Genomic DNA, 20,374 nt, shown 5'->3' with positions numbered 1-20,374 from the left:
AAACAAAAGATATTTTTTAAGACTTGTTTATAACTTAGACTAAACTTCAGTAACCTTATTTACACTAGCAAGACTACTTTTTAGAACTGGTGGAGTATTTTGATATGCCTGGACAAAGCTTTCATCACTATAGGCAACTTCTGATTTAGTATTTTTGTTTTTAATACCTAAAACACTTAATATTGCTTGGTCACTTTGAGGACTATCAAGTGATGGATCTTTTTGTTTAAGGACTTTTGCCATACCATAGTCATAGTTCTGGAGGTAGGCATTTCTCATAGCTGCATATGGATCTACCGATACTTCTTCTAAGTTTGAATATGCCGGTAAATAAGAGACTCCTTCATTGGTATAATATAATCCATATACACTATAGTTTACAGCATAGGCTGTAAATGTACCTACTCCTGGAGCCAAAAACAAATACGACAGAGGATTAAACATAGCATCTACGCCATTACTAACTCCCTCTATAGTACCAGGTCCAAAAACTGGCCAAACAATATATGGTGAAGCATATCCTTTCTTATAAACTCCCCATTTATGAAGAGTAACTGCAAAATCCTGATGATAACGCATTGGCAATCCAAACCTACTACCAGCTACATCAAAAATACCTACTACCCCAAGAGTTGTATTTTCTAAAAATCTCATACTATCATCACCAGCATATCCCCATTCACCTTGAAAAAGATCATTCGCTACTCGACTAGGTTCAAAAAGATTCTGGAAAATATTGAATATACCCGTCTGTACAGCATCAGGCATAACATAATTATAAGCTTTTGCTACAGGTGTCAGATCCTCATATAACTCATTATTCCAATGAAACATCTCACGATTATAGTTTTCATAAGGATCTCTATCATTAAGAGGTGTCTCCCATTTAACTGAACAACCTGATAGTACTATGATAGTAGCGAGTAACAAAATACTCTTTTTTATTTTTAATTTCATGAACTTATTAAATTGATTCCTAAAAATCTCACAATTATAGCTAATAATTGCTATATATACATACTGAAGTAGTATTTTATGAAAATTTTTGACCTTTCTTGAAGCTTCTAACCCAAAAACGCTCTACAGCAAGTGCTTCAAGTAACTTATCTGAACATTGCTGACTTTGATTTGTTATATATGATGTAATAATATTAGCTGCTAATAATGATGAACATAAACCTTTTGAGCCAAATCCTGAAGATACATATAGACCTTGTTGATACTCAATATTTGGCATTTTTGATTTTGGATAGCCTTTAGACAGAGGCTTATAAAAAACTTGTTCAAAACTATTATAATCTGCCAACCTACCAATAAGTGGTAAATGATCAGAAGTTACACATCTAGTAGCTACTCTTGAATTAACAATTTCAACATTGCAATTTTCATCATCAAATATTTGCTTAATTTGATTAATATTAAAATTATTATCTTCTTGCCTTATATCTCCACTAGTATCATTATTATCTCGAAATGTTGCTCCAATAACTTGTAGATTATCTTTATAATTAGGGATTATATATCCTTTATCCATAATATTATTTGAGATATGAAAACATCTTTTGATAACTGTTAGCTGTCCTTGTGATGGGTATACCTGAATATTTTGTAGCAGAGAAATATTTTTAAATAATGGATACCCTCCAGCAAATATCACAATATCAAAATCTTCAGTAAAATTATTAAATCCTAATTGCCAAGTATTATTCTCTAATTTCTTAATATCCAAGAGCTCATTATTTAATTTTAATTTAGCAGTTGATAATTTAAGCCATAGCTGACAAATACTTTTTGGTACCACAGATAAAGCATTAGGGTAATATACAGCCATGTTATGAGTATCTTTGCCAAGTAATTGCGAAAGCTCTTGATGAGATATTATTCTAGCTAAATCATCAGCTATCTCTCTTTTTGTAAAAATCTTTTGATATCTATTTAGTTCTTTTTCATCACTTAATATTTGCAAGACACCCTGATTACAAATTTCGATATCATTACGATACTGATTTATAAACTCTAATAATATACTATATCCTAGTGTATGAAACTGATCTGAGAAATTATTATCTGAAGTTAAATAAGGTTCTAAAATTCCAGCAAAGTTCCCAGAAGCTTCTGTTGCAATATCAGAGTTTTTATCAAATAAAGTTATATCAAAGTTAAGGGTTCTACTTAATTCATAAGCTAATGAACACCCTGCTAGTCCAGCTCCTATAATAGCTATTTTTTGATTACGCACCAAAACCTCTGATGCCTTCTCTTTTACGTTTTTGTTCTGCTCTGAGCATACGGGCTTGTTTTGGATCAATAGTTAAATTTCTGTATATTTCAACTCTATCTCTATCCTCAAGAACATGATCTAAATTGACTATTTGTCCATAGATACCAACTTTAAGATTTTCGATAATGTCTAATTCAGAATAAGCATCTAAGATTTTTGATTCAATAATAGCTTCTCTAACAGTCATAGAATCATCAGACTCAACATAAAAAGACTTCTGCTCATTAGGTAAAGCATAAATGACTTCTACTTTCACTATTTATAAACCTCTTCTGCACGTTTACAAAATGCTCCCAACATCTTATCTGCAAGCCCACGAAATACTGGACCAAGAGCCATTTCCACAAATTTATTTTCAAAGGTAAACTCCATGTCCAATGATACTTTACATGAATTTTCATCTTGAGGTTCAAATTTCCAATCACCTGTTAAACTTTTGAATGGTCCATTCATAAGATTTAAATGAATATGCTCATCTTTTACCATTGTATTATGTGTAGCAAAATCCAATTTCACAAATCCTGATTTGATTTTTAGAGATGCTTTTGCTTCTGTTTCCGTGTGTTCAAAAATCTCAATATCGTAGCACATCGGCAAAAATTCAGGATAGCTTTTAATATCATTTACAAGATCATACATTTGTGAAGCAGTATAATTAACAATTGCAGATTTATTAACTTTATTCATTTATTTAATCTTTTGTGTTTTGCTGATAATATATAGCGTTACATTGTATATCTTTTACAAAAAATAATAAAGTTATGAGTAAACATAAGGTTTCTCCAGCAACTATTGCTAGGAATAAAAAAGCCTTCCATGATTATACTATTCTCGAGAAATTTGAAGCTGGAGTAGTACTACAAGGATGGGAAGTAAAAAGTATCAGAGCTGGTAAAGTACAGATGATAGATAGCCATGTGCATATCAAGCGTGGTGAAGCTTGGCTTTTTAATTGTCTAATAACTCCTCTACTCTCTGCATCTACTCATGTTGTAGCTGATGCTTCAGCAAATCGTAAACTACTACTTAATCGCCGTGAGATAGACAAAATCATGGGACGAATTGAGCAAAAAGGATTTACGTGTGTGCCTTTAGCTATGTATTGGAAAGGTCCTCGTGTAAAAGTTGAAATAGCTCTTGCTCAGGGTAAAAAAGTTCACGACAAGCGTCAGGCTCAAAAAGATAAAGATTGGGCTCGCGAAAAGGATAGAATCTTTAAGAAGGCGCATAGATAAAATGACTGAAATAAAAATAAGCAAAACTGAAAAAAAATTACGCCACTATATCACTAAGGCTATAGCTGATTATAAGCTTATCGAAAAAGGTGATAAGGTTATGCTATGTCTATCAGGAGGTAAGGATTCTTTTGGATTATTAAAAGTTTTGCATGGATTAATCGAAGATAAAACTTATGATATAGATCTTCATGTGTATACATTAGATCAGTCTCAACCTGGTTGGGATGATAGTCAACTTAGAAAATATCTTGATGATCTAGGTGTATCTTATGAGATTGAAACAAAAAATACTTATGGTGTGGTGATAGATAAAGTTCCAGAAGGCAAAACTTATTGTTCGTTATGCTCGAGACTTCGCCGTGGTAATATCTACAGATATGCAAAAGAACATAAAATGGATAAAATCATTCTAGGACACCATCGCGATGATTTGATCGAATCATTGTTAATGTCGATTCTATATCAGGGGCAAATTAAATCTATGCCTCCCAAGTTTATCACTCAAGATGGTGAAAATACTGTAATCCGCCCAATGGTACTAGTACAAGAACGTGATCTCATAGAGTTTGCTAAAGAAGAAAATTTCCCAATAATTCCATGCAATCTATGTGGATCTCAAGAGAATCTTAAAAGAAAAAAAGTTAAAAAGCTAATTCAAGATTTAGCACATGAAAATCCAAAGGTACCAAGTAATATTCTAAACTCTCTATCAAATGTATTACCAAGTCATTTGATGGATAGAGATTTACTTAATGCCATAAAAAACTAAATTTGTAGCTTCCTCTATCTATTCTGTCATTCTGAACTAGTTCCAATCTCAATAAAATAAATACTTATCATGAGATCGAGTTTTAAATTAATTAATATATAATCACAGTACATTAGCAGTTAGTAGTCCATAAAACGAATTATTAGAAAATAAAATTAATACTATTCGCCATACTACTGCTCCGACCATAGTATCCATTAACAGAGTAGAGATGTTATCAATATCATTTAGATCCTATAGTCAAGCCATAGGATGACATCATTTTTTCATTATGTCATTCCAAAATATTACAAAATAGAGTGATATTTTATATCTATAGAACTAACCCACATTATGAGAAAAATTAGAAATTTTAAATGTATTTGGACATGTACTCTGGTTAGCATTTGGTGCATTAGCTAGCAAAGCAGACAAATCATTTTGGCTTGGCTCATCAGCATTTTTAGGTAATGATATATACACATCAACTAGCATACCATCTTTACAATTTAGATATACTTTATTACTAGTACCAGCCCCAAAACTTTGATTAAAAGCATTATCAAACTGTTCAATAGTTATATCTTTACCAATATTTTGGCTAAATAACTGCTCTAATTTTGAATCATTTATTTGATTTACAAAAGTAGCTGCTTGAGTATAGTATTGGTTTTGATCTTGTAATTGACAAGTTCCATGCTTGTACCATTCATGGCGTTGTAAACATGAAGAGTCATTATATCCTGGCATCACACTATGCAGCAACTCCATAGTTTTATCATCTAAATTTAATGGCGCATAATTACAAAAATCAGATTGTTTCTGAGCACCACAAAAACCATAATTAGTACCACAAGTATCTTGATTTGGCCAAAATCCATGTAGCGAAAAACTCTTAGCCGCTGCACTATCTACAGGTAGATTTTTACACTCTTGTTTTCCAGCACTGAAGCCATAAGTCTCACAAAATGCAGGCTGCCAACTTAGAGCTAATACATAGCTATCAGCAAGTCCAGGCTCTTGGACACATTGTTTAGCAGGAGTATCACCCCCTTCTTCAATATCTGCGATACCGCAACTACTACTTACCCAGCGCAACTGGCTTTCACTAGCATTTGAAATAAATACTCTAAACCAATCAGGATTAGTATCTTTATTTTTTTCCTGAATAGAGTAAGTTTGCCCTGCAATTACATAAGTATTATCAGGATTAGTCATTTTGTTTTTTGATATATATGCTTGACACGCCGACTCTGCTGTAAATGTACCGTTAGCAGGCACTGCGTACACTGATATAGTAACTAATGCCAAAAGGACAATCGCTAAGATACGAATTATTATTTTCATATAAGTAAATTTTTGGTTAACTTCAAATAATAATTGTAACTTAATTAGAAGTATTTCGAGAAACTAACTTTTGACAAATTTGTTCTAATGAAATACCTTTCTCTCTCAGTAAAACTAATAAATGAAATAATAAGTCCGCTGTCTCAGAAATTAGTTCATCTTCTGAATCTTGCTTCATTGCAGCAATTACAACTTCGACTCCTTCTTCGCCAACTTTTTGAGCGATTCTAGGTAATCCTTTTTTAAATAAACCAGTCAAATAGCTATTCTCAGGTAAATAGTCTTTTCTTTCAGCTATTAATTTTTCTAACTTGTCTATTATATACAAGGAGCTATTTTCTTCATTTTTTGTAAAACATGATTTGCTACCAGTATGACAAGTTGGGCCGTATGGTATAGCTTTGATTAGTATAGAATCATTATCACAATCGACAGCTATATCTTTTAACTCAAGAAAATTACCACTTTCTTCGCCCTTAGTCCATAAGCGTTTTTTACTACGACTATAGAAAGTTACTTTGCCAATTTCTAAAGTTTTTTCTAAAGATTCCTTACTCATATAGCCTAGCATTAAGACACTATTATCAATTGCTGATTGAATAATAGCTGGAACTAAATTATCCATTTTTTGCCAAGCTATAGACTCTATAATTTTGTTATCCATTTTGTATCCTATTTTACTATTCTTGTCGGTATATTGTTTTTAAAAAGCTCTTGTTTTAACTCAGGTATAGCAATAATATCATCATGAAACACACTAGCTGCCAAAGCACCATCAATCTCTGTGTACTTAAATACATCGATAAAATGCTGAATCTCTCCAGCTCCACCAGAGGCAATAACTGGGATTGAGACATTTGATTGAACTTCTCTAAGATGCTCTAGATCATAACCACCTTTGACACCATCTTGATTCATACAATTAAGTACTATCTCACCAGCACCACGAGACTCTACCTCTTTTGCCCAACTAACGGGATCTAATAATGTCTGTACAGTTTTATCAGCACTGCCTGTATATTGGCAAACTTTAAATTCACCATCGATAAATTTACTATCTAAACCAACCACCACACATTGTGTACCAAACTCATAAACCAACTCATCTATCAAATCAGGTCTAGCTAGTGCTGCTGAGTTTACAGATATTTTATCTGCTCCTTCATTTAGTATTGCGCGAGCATTCTCTACAGACTTGATACCTCCAGCTACACAAAATGGGATATTTATCTTTTTGGCTATCTCTTGTATCCACTTGATAGAAAGTAACTTATTATCTGGACTAGCTCCAATATCATAAAATACTAACTCATCAGCTCCTGCATCTGAATATTTCTGGGCCAGCTCAATAATATCGCCAATGATTCTATGATTTCTAAATTTTATACCTTTGACAACTACGCCATCTTTCACATCAAGACATGGAATTATTCTTTTTGTTAACATTCTAAAGCCTCTTGTAGCGTAAATTTATTCTCATATAAAGCTTTGCCTATGATGACACCATAAGTATTCTGCTCTTTTAGAATTTCTAAATCTTCTAAGCTACCAACCCCGCCAGAAGCCATAAACTGAACATCTGGATATATAGATGAGTAAATTCTATATAGCTCAAAATTTGGACCTTGTAGCATACCATCTAGTGAAATATCAGTACATAAAACATACTCAAGACCATCACCAAGATAAGTTTGCAATATCTCATCTAAAGTTGTTGTACTAGATTCTTGCCAGCCATGCGTTGCGATATAAGGTATTCCTTCTTTTATAAATACATCTAAAGCTAAAACTATCTTCTCAGCACCATATTTCTCAAAAAACTTCTTTGTTAATGCTATGTCCTTAACAGCCAAGCTACCAATAACCACTCTATCAACTCCAATTTCTAGAAGTTTTTCGATAGTCTCAAAATCTTTGACACCACCACCAACTTGTAGAGTCATATTACAGTTTTCTCTAATCTTCTGAATAGTCTCAAATTGACAAGTTTGGCCTTTTTTAGCGCCATCTAAATCTACAACATGGATAAACTCTGCACCAGCTTGTTGATATGCTTTTGCAACATCTTTTGGCTCAAGCTCATAAGTAGTAGTTTTATTAAAATCACCCTTTTCTAAACGAACACATTTGCCATTTATGAGATCTATCGCTGGAAATATATTCATTTACAAAGCTCCTTGTATAAAATTCTCTAAAATCTTCATTCCAACCCTACCCGACTTCTCAGGATGAAATTGAATGCCATAGAAATTATCTTTATTTACCATCGCAGTGAAATCATTTATATAGTCATTAGTAGCTATGCTAAATTGATTAAGCTCCGCATAAAAACTATGTACAAAATATACATAATCATCTTCTGCGATATCTTTAAATAAAAAATGATCCTTATTTATATTTTGTAAACTATTCCAACCCATGTGTGGAATACTAAAACCTTGCGTTTTTTTAAAAGCTTTTACTTTTTCAGGAAAAATACCTAAACAATATGTATCACCTTCTTCAGAAAAACTATACATAATCTGCATTCCTAAGCAGATCCCTAACACTGGTTGTGTCAGCTCTGGAATAAGCTTATCCAAATCATATTTTTTTAGATTTGTCATTGCTGATTTAGCATGCCCTACACCTGGTAAAATCACACAGTCTGCTTTTTTAATAACTTCAGCATTATGTGTTAGGACTATTTCTTGCCCTAATTTCTCAAAGGCATATTTTATCGAAGCAAAATTACTCCCACAACAATCTATTATCGCTATCATAACACTCCTTTTGAACTAGGAATCTCATCTATACCATTTTTGGCAATTGCTTGTTTAAGTACTTTTCCTAAGCCTTTAAAACACGCTTCTATCATATGATGAGTATTCTCACCTGTTACTTTAATATGTAGTGTTGCTTTTAGACCTTCAGCAAAAGATACAAAGAAATGCTTCACCAACTCTACTGATAAATCCCCAACCATCTCTCGATCAAAATTTGCCTCAAATGAGCAATAATTTCTGCCACTTAAATCTAGAGCAATCTCAACTAAAGCCTCATCCATAGGTAACAAGAATCCATAACGATTAATACCGTATTTATCGCCAAGAGCTTGAGCAATTGCTTGTGAAAGAGTAATTGCAACATCTTCAACACAATGATGATCATCAATATGAAGATCACCTTTTGCCTTAATTGTCGCACTTATCCCAGCATGTTTTACAATCTGATCAAGCATATGATCAAAGAAACCAAGACCTGTCTCTATTTCTCTACTCCCAGGAACATCTAGATTAACTTTTACAATAATATCAGTCTCATTAGTTACACGCTTGATTTCAGCTACTCTAGGCTTATTTAATATAGCTGTAGTAATATCATCCCAAGATTGATAATTTCCAACACCAAATTGAATAGGATTGACTTTAATATTATGAGCCAACTGTACATCCGTTTCTCTATCTCCAATCACATAGCTATCTTTTAGAGAGATTTTCTGCTCAACTAAATAATCCATCAACAAGCCAACTTTGGGTTTACGACAGTTACAATTTTCATGAGCAAAATGTGGACAAATCAATACATCCTCAAACTCTATACCTTGTGATTTAAATATCCTCATCATCAAATCATGTGGTGCATCAAAGTCTGCTTGAGGGAAAGAGTCAGTGCCTAACCCATCTTGATTTGATACCATTACAAGTTTAAAATCTGCTTTTTGTAATTTTTTAAGAGCTTCAAAAACACCATCAAAAAACTCTAATTTTTCGATACTATCAACCTGCTTATCTATAGGTGGCTCAACTATTAAAGTACCATCTCTATCAATAAATAAATATTTATTTTGTTTCATATTCGCTACTTAATTTTTGTAATACTTCGATTAATCTTTTATTTTCAGATACTGTCCCTATGCTAATTCTTAGAACTTTTTCATCATTGAAAAAATGAGCCATAGAGCGGACTACGATTTTATTATCGATTAGTTTATTAAAGATACTCTCTCTAAATCTAACTAATATAAAATTAGCATCTGATGACCACAATTTATCAACAATCTTCATTTGTGATAATGCTTGATATAGATGTTCTCTTTGCTCTTTTACTTCAGCAATTTGACTAGCTATATTTGCTAAACTCTCATCATCAAGCATTGCTAATATAGTATTTTCTGTAGTTTTTGGGATTGGATATGGTGCTAAGATTTTTCTCAACCAAACTATTCTATCTGAATTAGTAATTACCACACCTAGCCTAAGACCTGCCATACCAAAAGATTTTGACAAGGTTCTTAGTACAACTAAATTTTCATATTTATTAATGATGCTAGAAACAGACTTTTCATTACTAAATTCAATATACGCCTCATCAACTACAACTACACAATTGCCAGCTAATTCAGATAGAATTTGCTCAATATCAGCTAAGGGTATAGATTTACCAGTAGGATTATTAGGAGTACATAAAAATAATAACTTACAGTTATCAGGAATATTTGCTAAAAGCTCTGTAACATTAATCTCAAAGTTATTTTCTTCTTTTAGCTTAAGAGTCTTATAATCAACACCCTGTAATTGAGCAGCTATTTTATACATCCCAAAAGTAGGCTCAACTGCAAAAGCAGAATCTTTTTGATATTCACAATACAACCTAAATAACAGATCAATCCCCTCATCACTACCTCGAGTAACTAATAGATTGCTTGCATCAACATCATATATCTTGGCTAATTTCTCCACTAATTTTCTTGGTTGTGGCTCAGGATAGCGATTATACAAATACTCATCATTATATGGTGATTCATTAGCATTTAACCAAATATCTCCATCTACTTTTAAAGAGCGTGCAGATGAGTAGGCACTAAATTTTTGTAAATCTTTACGAATGAGACTTTCAGTTGTTTGATTTTGCACAATCTTTTGCATAATGTTATAAACTCTCCAAACGAATAGCTATTGCATTTTCATGAGCTTTGAGACCTTCTATGTCAGCTAATCTCATTGCTATTTGACCTATATTTTTTATACCTTGTTTTGATACATTTTGGATACTTATAGCTTTCATAAAATCTATAGTTGCTAAACCGCTATAGGCTTTTGCATATCCATAAGTAGGTAGCACATGATTAGATCCTGTAATGTAATCACCTAATGCTTCAGCCGCCCAAGGACCTACGAATACAGCACCTGCATTTTCGATACTATCAATATAATTATCTGCAGTTTCAATATTTAAAATAAGATGCTCAGAAGCATATTCATTAGCTATATTAATTGCTTGGCTAAGTGTATCTACAACAATAATAGAGCTATTTCCTAAAGCTTTTTCAATAATAGCTTTTCTTTGGGCTGTACTAGTTTGCTTAGAAACCTCATCTCTAACCTTATTAGCTAAAACTTGACTAGTTGTAATCAATAAAGCTTGTGAGTCTGTGCCATGCTCAGCTTGAGCTAATAGATCTGCAGCAACAAATATAGGATCAGCAACTTCATCAGCAACTACTAAAACCTCTGAAGGTCCAGCTGGTAGATCAATAGCAGCACCTTGACTATCATTAGATACTTGTTGTTTTGCTTCTGTAACCCAAGAATTTCCAGGACCATAAATTTTATTAACTTTGGATACAGTTTCTGTACCATAAGCTAGAGCAGCTATAGCTTGAGCTCCTCCTAATTTATAAATCTTTGAAACCTTACAAATATCAGCTGCTATTAAAATTAATGGATGGATATTGCCTTCTTTATCACAAGGTGTCGCCACATAAATTTCTTTACAACCTGCGATTTGCGCTGGAGCAGCTAACATTATTAGCGTAGAAACTAAAGGTGCTGAACCACCAGGCACATATAAACCAACCTTTTCGATAGGCTTATAGATTTTTTTACAAACCACACCATCATTAGTATCACAAACAGTTGTTTTTGGTTTCATTACCTCATGATAGTTAGATATACGCGCAATAGCGTTTTTAACTAACTCAATATCATCTTGTGAAACTAATGAATAAGCTTTTTTAATCTCACCTGCTGAGACTTCAATATTATCTAAATCAACACCATCAAACCTAGAAGTAAACTCCAAAAGAGCTTTATCACCATTTTGCTTAACTTCATTTAAAATATCTCTAACACCTGCAACTAAGCTAGTTTTATTAGCTGAAACTGGGCGAGATAGAAGCTCAGTTTGCTTAGCTAGACTAAGTTCTTGCCAATTATATATTTCAATCATTGTCGTTACTTACTCCAACATTTTCTCAATTGGTAAAACTAATATAGAACTAGCACCAGCTGCTTTTAGCTTTTCTAAAGTTCCCCAAAAAACACCTTCTTTGGTAACTAAATGTATCGCAACTTTAGTATCTCCATATATTGGCATTATAGTTTGACCCTCATGCCCTGGTAAAATATGGGTAATTGTATCAACAGCATTTTTATCTATATGGAACATAATATACTTACGCTCTTGAGCATGTTTGACACCCTCAATCCTTCTAAGCAATAATTGGTAATACTCTTCAAGTTCTGCTCCAAAACTCTCATTTGAGCGAATTAAAATAGCTTGGCTTTTCATGATAGTATGAATTTCTTTAAGATTATTCTCTTCTAATGTTCTACCAGTAGAAACCAAGTCACATATTGAGCTAGACATTTGTAAGTTTGGAGCTATCTCAACTGATCCTGAAATAGATAATGGATCTAGGTTCAAATTATTTTCATCTGAAAACTTCTGCACTAAATGAGGATATGATGTCGCTATACGAGTATTTTTAAGTGTACTAATATCATCACTTGCATCATTAGGTACTGCTATAGATAATCTACAATAGCCAAATCCTAACTTCTTAGTTTTGATAATGTCATTTTTCTTAGTGGTATTTTTTATACTTAATAAATACTCTTCTAAAACATTCTCACCGACTATTCCAAAATCACAAACATTACCATTAACTAGAGTTGGAATATCATCATCTCTCACAAAAAGAAAATCAATTGGAGCATTTATTGAATGGCATAACAAGTTACTTTTACTTGAGAACTCTACTTTAATACCTATTTTGTTGAATAATTCCATAGAATTGTCATATAGTCTGCCTTTTTTTTGTACAGCTACTCTTAATCTTTCTCTCATTTTAGCTCTCTCTATTAGTTTTATTATAGATAGTATTGTAACCATTAGTCCCGTAACTAAGACATCTTGCAACTCTGCTAATAGTTGTAAGGCTAACTCCTGTTTCAGCATGTATCTGCCTATAAGGCTTATCTTTTTTTAGCTCTTTAACTACTCTCCAACGTGCAGCCATTGCCATCAAATCTACAGGCGTACATAAATCTTCTAAAAAAAGCTTAGCTTCTTCGACAGAATCAAAGTTTGTAAAGACCTCGTAAAGATCATGCAGATTTTCTTCATTATTTTTTATTTCAGACATCTATTATTCAATTAAATAATGTATTAATGTACTATCATAGTAGTACATAAGAACAGCAAATACAAACAAAAATATTGGCTAATATAATATATTTACTAATTAGAGAAAAATATTATAGAAATAAGGGCTTTACTCTTCTAACTCGATGCCTTTAGTCTCAGGCATAGTTGCTATGATAATAACTATAATTATAGAAGCTATTAGAGCATAAAAACTAGGAGCAACATTACCAAAATACATAACTAATGCTGCTGATACCATTGGTACAGTTCCTCCTAACAATGCATTACTTATATTATATCCAGTTGCTACACCACTAAATCTTAGATGTGTTGGAAATAGCTCATTGATTGTGACTACAAATGTCGCTGTAGCTGCTGATATTAATAACATTATCACAGTCATAACTAATGTTATAACAATTTGTGAATCTGTATTAGTCATAATATAAAATGCGGGTATTATTAAAACTCCAATTCCAATACAAGATATTAACAATACTTTTTTTCTACCAATTTTATCTGATAGTCCACCCCATATTGGAGCTGTTGTAAAATAGAAAAAAGCTGCAATCATAGACATCAACATAGCTGTATGTACAGAATAACCTAAATCACTTTTTAGAAATGTTGGTATAAAGCCAGAAACCATATAGTATACAATTCCTAAATAGCCTGCTAAAGCAAACACAATAAAGATTTGATAAGGATATTCTTTAACTGCAGAGACTACAGGAGTATCATCTAACATCCCATCTTCTTTTGATTTAAGATACTCAGGGGACTCATCTGATGCAAACTGAAGTATCAAAACAACAATAGCTAGTATCGCTCCAACAATAAAGCAAATTCTCCAACCATAAGCATGCATCTGATCAGAGTTTAAAAAACTTGTTAAGATATAGACTATAAATGTACCTAAAAAGACACCTAAGCCTGAGAAAAACGTACCAAAAGCAGTAATCAACCCACGCTTACTATCGGGTGCACCTTCACTTAATACTGCAAGTACACCATTATATTCACCACCTATTGAGAAACCTTGAATCATTCTAGCCAGGAGAATAATTATCACAGATGCAATTCCCAAACTTCCATAACCTGGAGTAAAAGCTATCATAGCAGTAGATATAAACATCAGCGCCACAGTAAATATTAATACATGCTTACGCCCTTTTTTGTCCCCGAGATTACCAAAGAAAATCCCGCCTATGGGTCTCATCAAATATCCAGCAGCAAACAATCCAAATGTTTTTAATATAGCAACAGAAGAATTATTATCCGGAAAAAATGTTGCAGAGATATAAATAGTTACATACGTAAATAGAGCAAAATCAAAATACTCTACAGTTGTTGCAAAACCTGCAAATATTATATTTTTGGGAGATACCTTTTTTTGCATTTCAATAATTTCAAACTTATTTTTAACTATTATGATGAATAATAATTTAATTTGCAAAAATACTCTTATATCATTGTTTTATAAAAACTTTTTTATTTACTATAAAAATGAGATATAGAAATATAAAGCTTGCAACTATTATACTTGCTATAATCGGTATATTGAGTCCAGGCTTTGCTAACAAAAGTACTAGTTCAAGCATTGCAAGCATTAGTCTAAAGCAAAAAGCTATTGAAAATGTTCAATACAGTATCTTTAACCAAAAAGCCGCAGATACATATTTGCATAATGCTATAAATGCTCTTGAGTTAGCTATGAAGCAAACTGATCCTGATAGCAAAGAGCTCCTACAATTAGGTTTATCATTGTTTTCTCTTCAGATTGAAACAAAAGAATATAACCAAGCTGGTGAAACTCTGGATATGCTGGTAGAAAATTTCCCTGACAACCCTATTGTACAAATATATGACTCAGCATATTCATATATTTTTGATTTTAGTAATTTTAGAAAAACATTTGCTAAACTAGAAACATCTAAATGGCCTGAAATGCCAGTATATATAAATGCCTTTGATATTATCAAAAGAAGCTTTAATTTACATATAAATACTAACGCCAACCAAATACAACTTACACGAAATTCTATACCTGTAATTGTAATTTTAGGATCTCCGTTAAACTCTAATGCAAGTATGAATGAATATTTAGTAAGAAGGCTATTCAAAGGGTTAGATGCATACTATAGGTTTTCAAATGCAAGAATTATAGTCAGCGGTGGTCGAGTTACAGGAGGTAAAACAGAATCTTATCAAATGAGACAATGGCTAGTTAATAGTGGTGTACCCTTAGATAAAATCATACTAGAAGACCAATCTTTTAATATGGTTTGGCAAGGAGTCAATACTTTTTCAACAATAAAAAATATGAACCCTAAACCTACTGATATTATTTTAGTTGATTCAACAGCGAATATTAGAAGAGCTAGTGCTATATTTAAACAGGAAGCATTTGACAACAATATGCTGGATATAAAGATTCATAATTTAGCCTCAGAGACTAAAGGATACAATATAATGTACCCTCTTACAGATTATGAAAAAGTAATGATTATCAAAGATACTCTTAGAGCCGCTGGAATATGGGAAATGCCAGGAATGATTTTTTAAATCTTATAAAGAGATTTAATTTATGGTAATTTTTTTATATTATCTTGTAATATTTTTTAACAAAACCTAAATATGAAAGTCTCAAAAAAAATTATCCTAAGCTTAATAATTATAATTTCACCTATCTTATCATTTGCAGATCGATCAAATAACTTCAATCTTAATATCCTGAATAACCAACAAACTGCAATAGCAAATATTCAGTATGATTTGAGTGTTTCGACTGATGATAAAAATGATGGCTCTATTACTCAAAGAGGCGACCTACAAGGCTCAATTAACTCTTTAAAAAGTGCTCTTAAAGAATCTAAGCCCAATAGTTATATCAATACACAGCTTACCCTTGCATTAGCATCTTTAGAAATATCTAATAATTCAGTAAATGATGCCAGAAAAACATTAAGCTCTCTTGGCACTATAAAATCTTATAATAACCCGATATTACAGATATTCTTAACCGCATATTCTTTAATTTGGAACCCTAATAATTTTGATCAAAATATTACTATTCTTAAAGAATCTAAATGGTCAAAAATGCCTCACTTTATACAAGCAATACAAACTGCTAAAACTAACTTCAAATTAGGCATAAACTCAAAATCAGATCAGTTAAAAGACATTGATCAAAATTCTTTAGCAATAGTTACATTAGGATATTCATTAAATGATGACGGCACCATGAGCAATATATTAGTTGATAGACTAAAAATAACTCTATCAGCATATAAAAAATACCCTAATGCGATAATCATAGTATCAGGTGGAGTTGCTCACGAAGGTGTAACAGAATCATATCAAATGAAACAATGGTTAATTAAGCATGGTGTTTCTGCACAAAGCATAATACAAGAGGATCAATCAACTAGCACTGTCACCAATGCCATTAATACGATAAATATAATCAAAAAAATAAATAGACCTGTTAAAAATATTCTACTAATAAGCTCTGACTCTCACATTCGTAGAGCAAACTCTATTTTTGAGCAAGAAATTTACAATGCTAAATTACCTATCAAAATGTCTAATATAACTGCTAGAACAAATTATGATATTGATAAACCAGCACAGCAACAAGAAAAAATACTAATAATCAAAGATACTCTTAGAACAGCTGGAATATGGCAAATGCCAGGTATGGTTTTCTAGTCATTACCTTCAAATTCATCTATAAACTTCTGAGCTGCAGCAATTCTTTCTTTACATAACTGATAACTTTTTGAGGCTTGTTCTAACATTGGTGCTAATTCATCTAACAGAGCAGGATTATCTTGTTGCTCTTGAAGTTTCTCATTAATCTCTTCTAATATTTGATAATTTTTTGCAAATTTTTTACTTTGAGTTGCCATTTTCTTTCACCTCTACTTGTATATTTCCATCGGCATAAACTATCTCTAAATCTGAGTATGCTTGTGCTTGTTTTTGAGTTGTTATATATTTGCCATCTGTTGTCTTTGTCAAGCTAAAGCCTCTTTTAAGAGTTGGCTCTATTGATACAGATAATATCTGCTTATAAAGAGATTCGCTTGTTTGATTATAGTATTTTAAAATATTTCGAGCTGTATTAGTTGACTGATTATATGAATTATAAATGTTATTTTCATAACTTCTTATCAAGCTTTTTGAGCTTGATAATATATTTTCATGCATAGTATTCACGGTTTTATCATATAGCTTAGTAACTCCCCTTGCTATAGAAGTAGATTCTTTATAGTTATGATCAACACTTTGATTCATTTGATAGAGATAATGTTCTATACGTGTTTTAAAATTATGATACAGATTATCTAATTGATGCTTATTTTGTTTAGCTAAATTTTTAGTAATTCTTACTATCGATTCATAATTATATTTAGCGTTTATTGCATTATCAATAATTGTATTCGCTATATAATTTATAACCTTAGATGGCGTATCAAATCTTTTTGTACATATCTCATCTAAAACTGTGCTATCTCTTTCATGTCCTATACCAACTAGCACGGGAATTTCACTATTACAAATACTTTCAGCTGGTAGTATATTATTAAACCAGTCAAGATCAGCCTGAGAACCCCCTCCTCGGATTAATACTATCGCATCATATTTATCAGCCATTGTTGCTATCTTAGCAAATGCTGTTGAGACACTTTTCGCACATTCTGCACCTTGCATCTTTGCTTCATATATATCAAAGCTACATAAACTTAAATCTTGTAATTTATCAGCCTCTTCAAAGAAATCTCCTTTACCTGCAGCCGTTATACTTGTGATTACTGCAACATTGGTAAAATCATCTGGCATATTAAGAACTTTATTTCTCTCTAAAATACCTTTTCCGGACAAGCTTTGTAGAATCTCAATTTTACGAGCTTGCCTATCACCAAGTGTAAAGGCAGGATCTATATCTATTATATTTAGACTAAGTCCAAAACTAGTATGATAATTTACACTTACCCTAAATAAGACTTTCATATCTGTTTTTAGAGTTTCTCCAGTAGCTTGACTAAATTTACTATGGATATAATCAACTTTATTTGCCCAACAGTTACATCTAATTTTAGCTATAGGAAATTTACTAACACCATCATGCTCTATAAGCTCACCATAGTAATGTTTACCAGATCTACGCCATTCAGATAGCTCTGCAACTACCCAAAAACCTTCATAGCCGAAACTCATTTCAATAGTACTTTTTATAAGCTCAAGAAACTCGCTTAACTTCAATGATTCTTGCATAATAGTATTAATTGGAAAGTTTAATTGAGATAAATTCTACACTTACGAAATTATTATACAACTGTTATCAAACTAGCTAACCTCGAGATCTAAAATATTTTTATTGCCTATCAAAAGTTGCCGTAATTTCATAAACATCAACACTCTCTTCATTAGCTACTCCCATAAAATGAGTATCAGGACTGAATATAAGCTGAAGAGGCTTATCTTTTAGATAAAATGCTTGAGATAAGACAAACCCATTAAATACTTGTATAGCCGATTCACTCATTATGGCTGTAACTTTATCGACATGCTCCACATCAATAAGGGAAGCATCAAAACCTCTTTGCAAAATAAGTTTATCTTCTATCGCATTTGTTTTAGCGTTAATCTCTCTAATATCAAAGCTATACTCATATGCTACTAGAAACATCTGTTTTTCATCATATGCATATATTTGATAAGGCTCTAGCTCCAGATTAACACTTGATGTAAGTCTCACTCCCACACCATTAAGTAAATACATTTTTAAGGCTCCTTGACTAAGCCCAGAATCACCATTTTTTAAAGCTACTACCATCCGTAGTGTTTTCTTGTCTTTATCTTTTAGTATTCCAAAATTCTTAATCGTATTACCTGGGTAATCCACTAGTTTACTAGAGCGATTAATTGTGCCATCATTCAAAATATCATATTTATATATCTGCTCTTTAGATCTAACATAAACATAATCAAAGCCTGTATCAGCATAAAACTTAAATCCAAGTGGAATATAGCTCAAAGACTTAGAGTCTGTCTTATCTAAACTCCCATCATTCCCTATGTTAAATATAATTAAGGAGCCTTTATTACTATCTTCTTCGTATGTCAATACATAAATTTTACTGTTAAACTTTTCAACAGCTATAATATTCTGGGTTATATGTTCACTTGATATCTGTGAGTTAACTCTACTTGATATAGGAGACACGCCATATTCAGAGATTATATGCTCTGAAAATAAATACAATCGGGATCCATTTTCAGAGATAATCGCTTTTAAGACTTTGCTACCAATATTAGTTTCACTATCAAAACAACTAGAAGATACAGCACTATTACTTATTGAATAGTTTAGCTTTATAGCACTACTGCAGTACTGTGTTCCTTCACGATATATCGAGTATAGTCTAGAGTTTTTTCCTTCTGACATAGCTAGTGTTTGAACATTAGGCTCATATACTGTACTTATATAACCTGGCTGAGCCTTATGATTATCTTTACTGGCACGAACAAAGCTAGCTTGAATATTAGTACTAAAAAATGTTAACAATATACTTATACAAAATATTTTTTTCGCCATACTCATAAATTGTAATATCTACATAGTTTTATTAAGTAGTATTTGCAAGTATACATGACTATGAAAGATATTTAAGTTTATCTAAGTTATATATCAAGCTAGAAGTTAGATAGCTATTGTAGACAAACTCCTCTTTGACCAAAGTAACAAAAAAATGCTATATTAAGCAAAATATTTTATAAAAAATAATGAAGTTAGTAATAACTATGAATAAAACAAAAATAGGCTTTGCAAGTATAAATAATATAACTACAGAGGAAATAAATACTCTTGTCAAAATTATTAATGATGCCTATAGGAGTGCTGAAGGAGATCTATGGATAGATTCTGCAAAAAGAACAACTTTTAATGAATTAAAGACTCTAATTAATAATAATCAGATAATTATCGCAACAAATAATAATCAGATGATCGGCTCTGTAAAAGTCACAAGACTCTCAGATAATATAGCTGAACTTGGAATGCTTGCTACTGCCTTTAACCATAGGAGGCTTGGCGTTGGCACTAAGCTTGTGAATGCTGCAGAAAATTGGGCAAAGAATAATGGCTTTAAAATAATGCAACTTGAACTACTTACCCCTAAACACTATATTAATCAAAACAAAGAGGTTTTGAAAAGATGGTACACCAAATGTGGGTACATACACCACTCTATAGAGCCATTTAAAAGCTTATTCCCTAATACATACCATCTATTAGCTGTAGAGTGCGACTTTAATATCTATCACAAGTCACTCCTTTAGACA

Annotated in this window: 23 protein-coding genes; 5 read left to right on the top strand and 18 right to left on the bottom strand. The window is 32.1% G+C overall.

Features of this window, described 5'->3' with window-relative positions:
* Positions 1 to 39: 39 nt before the first annotated feature.
* The 4 genes from FQ699_RS09030 to FQ699_RS09015 all read right to left on the bottom strand — a co-directional run bounded on the left by FQ699_RS09030 (position 40) and on the right by FQ699_RS09015 (position 2,968).
* The gene (locus tag FQ699_RS09030) at positions 40 to 957 is read right to left on the bottom strand and encodes an MlaA family lipoprotein (RefSeq protein WP_146422032.1); all 918 of its coding nucleotides are present in this window, start codon (positions 955 to 957) and stop codon (positions 40 to 42) included.
* Positions 958 to 1,033: 76 nt separating this feature from the next.
* Positions 1,034 to 2,242, bottom strand: coding sequence for an FAD-dependent 5-carboxymethylaminomethyl-2-thiouridine(34) oxidoreductase MnmC1 (gene mnmC1, locus FQ699_RS09025; protein ID WP_146422031.1), 1,209 nt, complete (start codon positions 2,240 to 2,242; stop codon positions 1,034 to 1,036).
* A complete protein-coding gene (locus FQ699_RS09020; protein WP_146422030.1) occupies positions 2,232 to 2,537 on the bottom strand; it encodes an RnfH family protein in 306 nt (101 codons plus the stop codon). Before FQ699_RS09020 ends, mnmC1 begins: the two co-directional genes overlap by 11 nt.
* Complete coding sequence (locus FQ699_RS09015) at positions 2,537 to 2,968, bottom strand: type II toxin-antitoxin system RatA family toxin (protein WP_013922948.1); 432 nt, start codon at positions 2,966 to 2,968, stop codon at positions 2,537 to 2,539. The genes FQ699_RS09020 and FQ699_RS09015 overlap by 1 nt, the downstream gene beginning before the upstream one ends.
* A gap of 74 nt (positions 2,969 to 3,042) precedes the next feature.
* Here FQ699_RS09015 and smpB point away from each other — a divergent pair, with 74 nt between their 5' ends.
* Together smpB and ttcA are read left to right on the top strand one after the other, a co-directional pair.
* Positions 3,043 to 3,516 carry an SsrA-binding protein SmpB gene (gene smpB / locus FQ699_RS09010; protein ID WP_013922947.1) on the top strand — a complete coding sequence of 158 codons (474 nt, stop codon included), beginning with the start codon at positions 3,043 to 3,045 and terminating at the stop codon, positions 3,514 to 3,516.
* Position 3,517: 1 nt separating this feature from the next.
* The gene (gene ttcA, locus FQ699_RS09005; protein ID WP_146422029.1) at positions 3,518 to 4,288 is read left to right on the top strand and encodes a tRNA 2-thiocytidine(32) synthetase TtcA; all 771 of its coding nucleotides are present in this window, start codon (positions 3,518 to 3,520) and stop codon (positions 4,286 to 4,288) included.
* Between the two features lie 321 nt (positions 4,289 to 4,609).
* Here the strand turns inward: ttcA and FQ699_RS09000 are convergent, their stop codons facing one another.
* From FQ699_RS09000 to FQ699_RS08950, 11 genes are all read right to left on the bottom strand, one after another.
* The gene (locus tag FQ699_RS09000; RefSeq protein WP_146422028.1) at positions 4,610 to 5,614 is read right to left on the bottom strand and encodes a ribonuclease T2 family protein; all 1,005 of its coding nucleotides are present in this window, start codon (positions 5,612 to 5,614) and stop codon (positions 4,610 to 4,612) included.
* 40 nt (positions 5,615 to 5,654) lie between these two features.
* Positions 5,655 to 6,278: a bifunctional phosphoribosyl-AMP cyclohydrolase/phosphoribosyl-ATP diphosphatase HisIE gene (gene hisIE, locus FQ699_RS08995; protein ID WP_146422027.1), complete on the bottom strand. Its 624-nt coding sequence runs from the start codon at positions 6,276 to 6,278 to the stop codon at positions 5,655 to 5,657.
* Between the two features lie 8 nt (positions 6,279 to 6,286).
* On the bottom strand, positions 6,287 to 7,060 hold the full coding sequence (hisF, locus tag FQ699_RS08990; protein ID WP_146422026.1) for an imidazole glycerol phosphate synthase subunit HisF: 774 nt from the start codon (positions 7,058 to 7,060) through the stop codon (positions 6,287 to 6,289).
* A complete protein-coding gene (gene hisA, locus FQ699_RS08985) occupies positions 7,054 to 7,779 on the bottom strand; it encodes a 1-(5-phosphoribosyl)-5-[(5-phosphoribosylamino)methylideneamino]imidazole-4-carboxamide isomerase (RefSeq protein WP_146422025.1) in 726 nt (241 codons plus the stop codon). The genes hisF and hisA overlap by 7 nt, the downstream gene beginning before the upstream one ends.
* Positions 7,780 to 8,376, bottom strand: a complete 597-nt coding sequence (hisH, locus tag FQ699_RS08980) for an imidazole glycerol phosphate synthase subunit HisH (protein WP_146422024.1) — start codon at positions 8,374 to 8,376, stop codon at positions 7,780 to 7,782.
* On the bottom strand, positions 8,373 to 9,449 hold the full coding sequence (hisB, locus tag FQ699_RS08975; protein ID WP_146422023.1) for a bifunctional histidinol-phosphatase/imidazoleglycerol-phosphate dehydratase HisB: 1,077 nt from the start codon (positions 9,447 to 9,449) through the stop codon (positions 8,373 to 8,375). The genes hisH and hisB overlap by 4 nt, the downstream gene beginning before the upstream one ends.
* Positions 9,436 to 10,521, bottom strand: coding sequence for a histidinol-phosphate transaminase (gene hisC, locus FQ699_RS08970; RefSeq protein WP_146422022.1), 1,086 nt, complete (start codon positions 10,519 to 10,521; stop codon positions 9,436 to 9,438). Before hisC ends, hisB begins: the two co-directional genes overlap by 14 nt.
* A gap of 4 nt (positions 10,522 to 10,525) precedes the next feature.
* Positions 10,526 to 11,824, bottom strand: a complete 1,299-nt coding sequence (gene hisD / locus FQ699_RS08965) for a histidinol dehydrogenase (RefSeq protein ID WP_146422021.1) — start codon at positions 11,822 to 11,824, stop codon at positions 10,526 to 10,528.
* A gap of 9 nt (positions 11,825 to 11,833) precedes the next feature.
* The gene (gene hisG / locus FQ699_RS08960) at positions 11,834 to 12,724 is read right to left on the bottom strand and encodes an ATP phosphoribosyltransferase (protein ID WP_041268127.1); all 891 of its coding nucleotides are present in this window, start codon (positions 12,722 to 12,724) and stop codon (positions 11,834 to 11,836) included.
* Between the two features lies 1 nt (position 12,725).
* Positions 12,726 to 13,022, bottom strand: a complete 297-nt coding sequence (locus tag FQ699_RS08955; RefSeq protein ID WP_013922936.1) for a YerC/YecD family TrpR-related protein — start codon at positions 13,020 to 13,022, stop codon at positions 12,726 to 12,728.
* 129 nt (positions 13,023 to 13,151) lie between these two features.
* A complete protein-coding gene (locus FQ699_RS08950; RefSeq protein ID WP_146422020.1) occupies positions 13,152 to 14,423 on the bottom strand; it encodes an MFS transporter in 1,272 nt (423 codons plus the stop codon).
* Between the two features lie 107 nt (positions 14,424 to 14,530).
* Between FQ699_RS08950 and FQ699_RS08945 the strand changes: the two genes are divergently transcribed.
* Positions 14,531 to 15,589, top strand: coding sequence for an ElyC/SanA/YdcF family protein (locus FQ699_RS08945; protein WP_224728101.1), 1,059 nt, complete (start codon positions 14,531 to 14,533; stop codon positions 15,587 to 15,589).
* A gap of 72 nt (positions 15,590 to 15,661) precedes the next feature.
* On the top strand, positions 15,662 to 16,735 hold the full coding sequence (locus FQ699_RS08940) for a YdcF family protein (protein WP_146422019.1): 1,074 nt from the start codon (positions 15,662 to 15,664) through the stop codon (positions 16,733 to 16,735).
* On the opposite strand, the gene xseB is transcribed toward FQ699_RS08940, so the two are convergent.
* The 3 genes from xseB to FQ699_RS08925 form a co-directional block, all read right to left on the bottom strand.
* Positions 16,732 to 16,935: an exodeoxyribonuclease VII small subunit gene (gene xseB, locus FQ699_RS08935; RefSeq protein ID WP_004287964.1), complete on the bottom strand. Its 204-nt coding sequence runs from the start codon at positions 16,933 to 16,935 to the stop codon at positions 16,732 to 16,734. The genes FQ699_RS08940 and xseB overlap by 4 nt on opposite strands.
* Positions 16,919 to 18,304 (bottom strand): exodeoxyribonuclease VII large subunit, encoded by a 1,386-nt coding sequence (gene xseA, locus FQ699_RS08930; protein ID WP_146422018.1) that lies wholly within the window; start codon positions 18,302 to 18,304, stop codon positions 16,919 to 16,921. The genes xseB and xseA overlap by 17 nt, the downstream gene beginning before the upstream one ends.
* Before the next feature lie 100 nt (positions 18,305 to 18,404).
* Positions 18,405 to 19,628 (bottom strand): hypothetical protein, encoded by a 1,224-nt coding sequence (locus FQ699_RS08925; RefSeq protein ID WP_224728102.1) that lies wholly within the window; start codon positions 19,626 to 19,628, stop codon positions 18,405 to 18,407.
* A 206-nt stretch (positions 19,629 to 19,834) separates the two neighbouring features.
* On the opposite strand from FQ699_RS08925, the gene FQ699_RS08920 reads away from it, so the two are divergent.
* Positions 19,835 to 20,371 carry a GNAT family N-acetyltransferase gene (locus FQ699_RS08920; RefSeq protein WP_146422016.1) on the top strand — a complete coding sequence of 179 codons (537 nt, stop codon included), beginning with the start codon at positions 19,835 to 19,837 and terminating at the stop codon, positions 20,369 to 20,371.
* Positions 20,372 to 20,374: the final 3 nt, after the last annotated feature.

Source organism: Francisella salimarina (assembly GCF_007923265.1).
GTDB lineage: Bacteria > Pseudomonadota > Gammaproteobacteria > Francisellales > Francisellaceae > Francisella > Francisella salimarina.
This window is presented reverse-complemented; position numbering and strand designations above follow the sequence as displayed.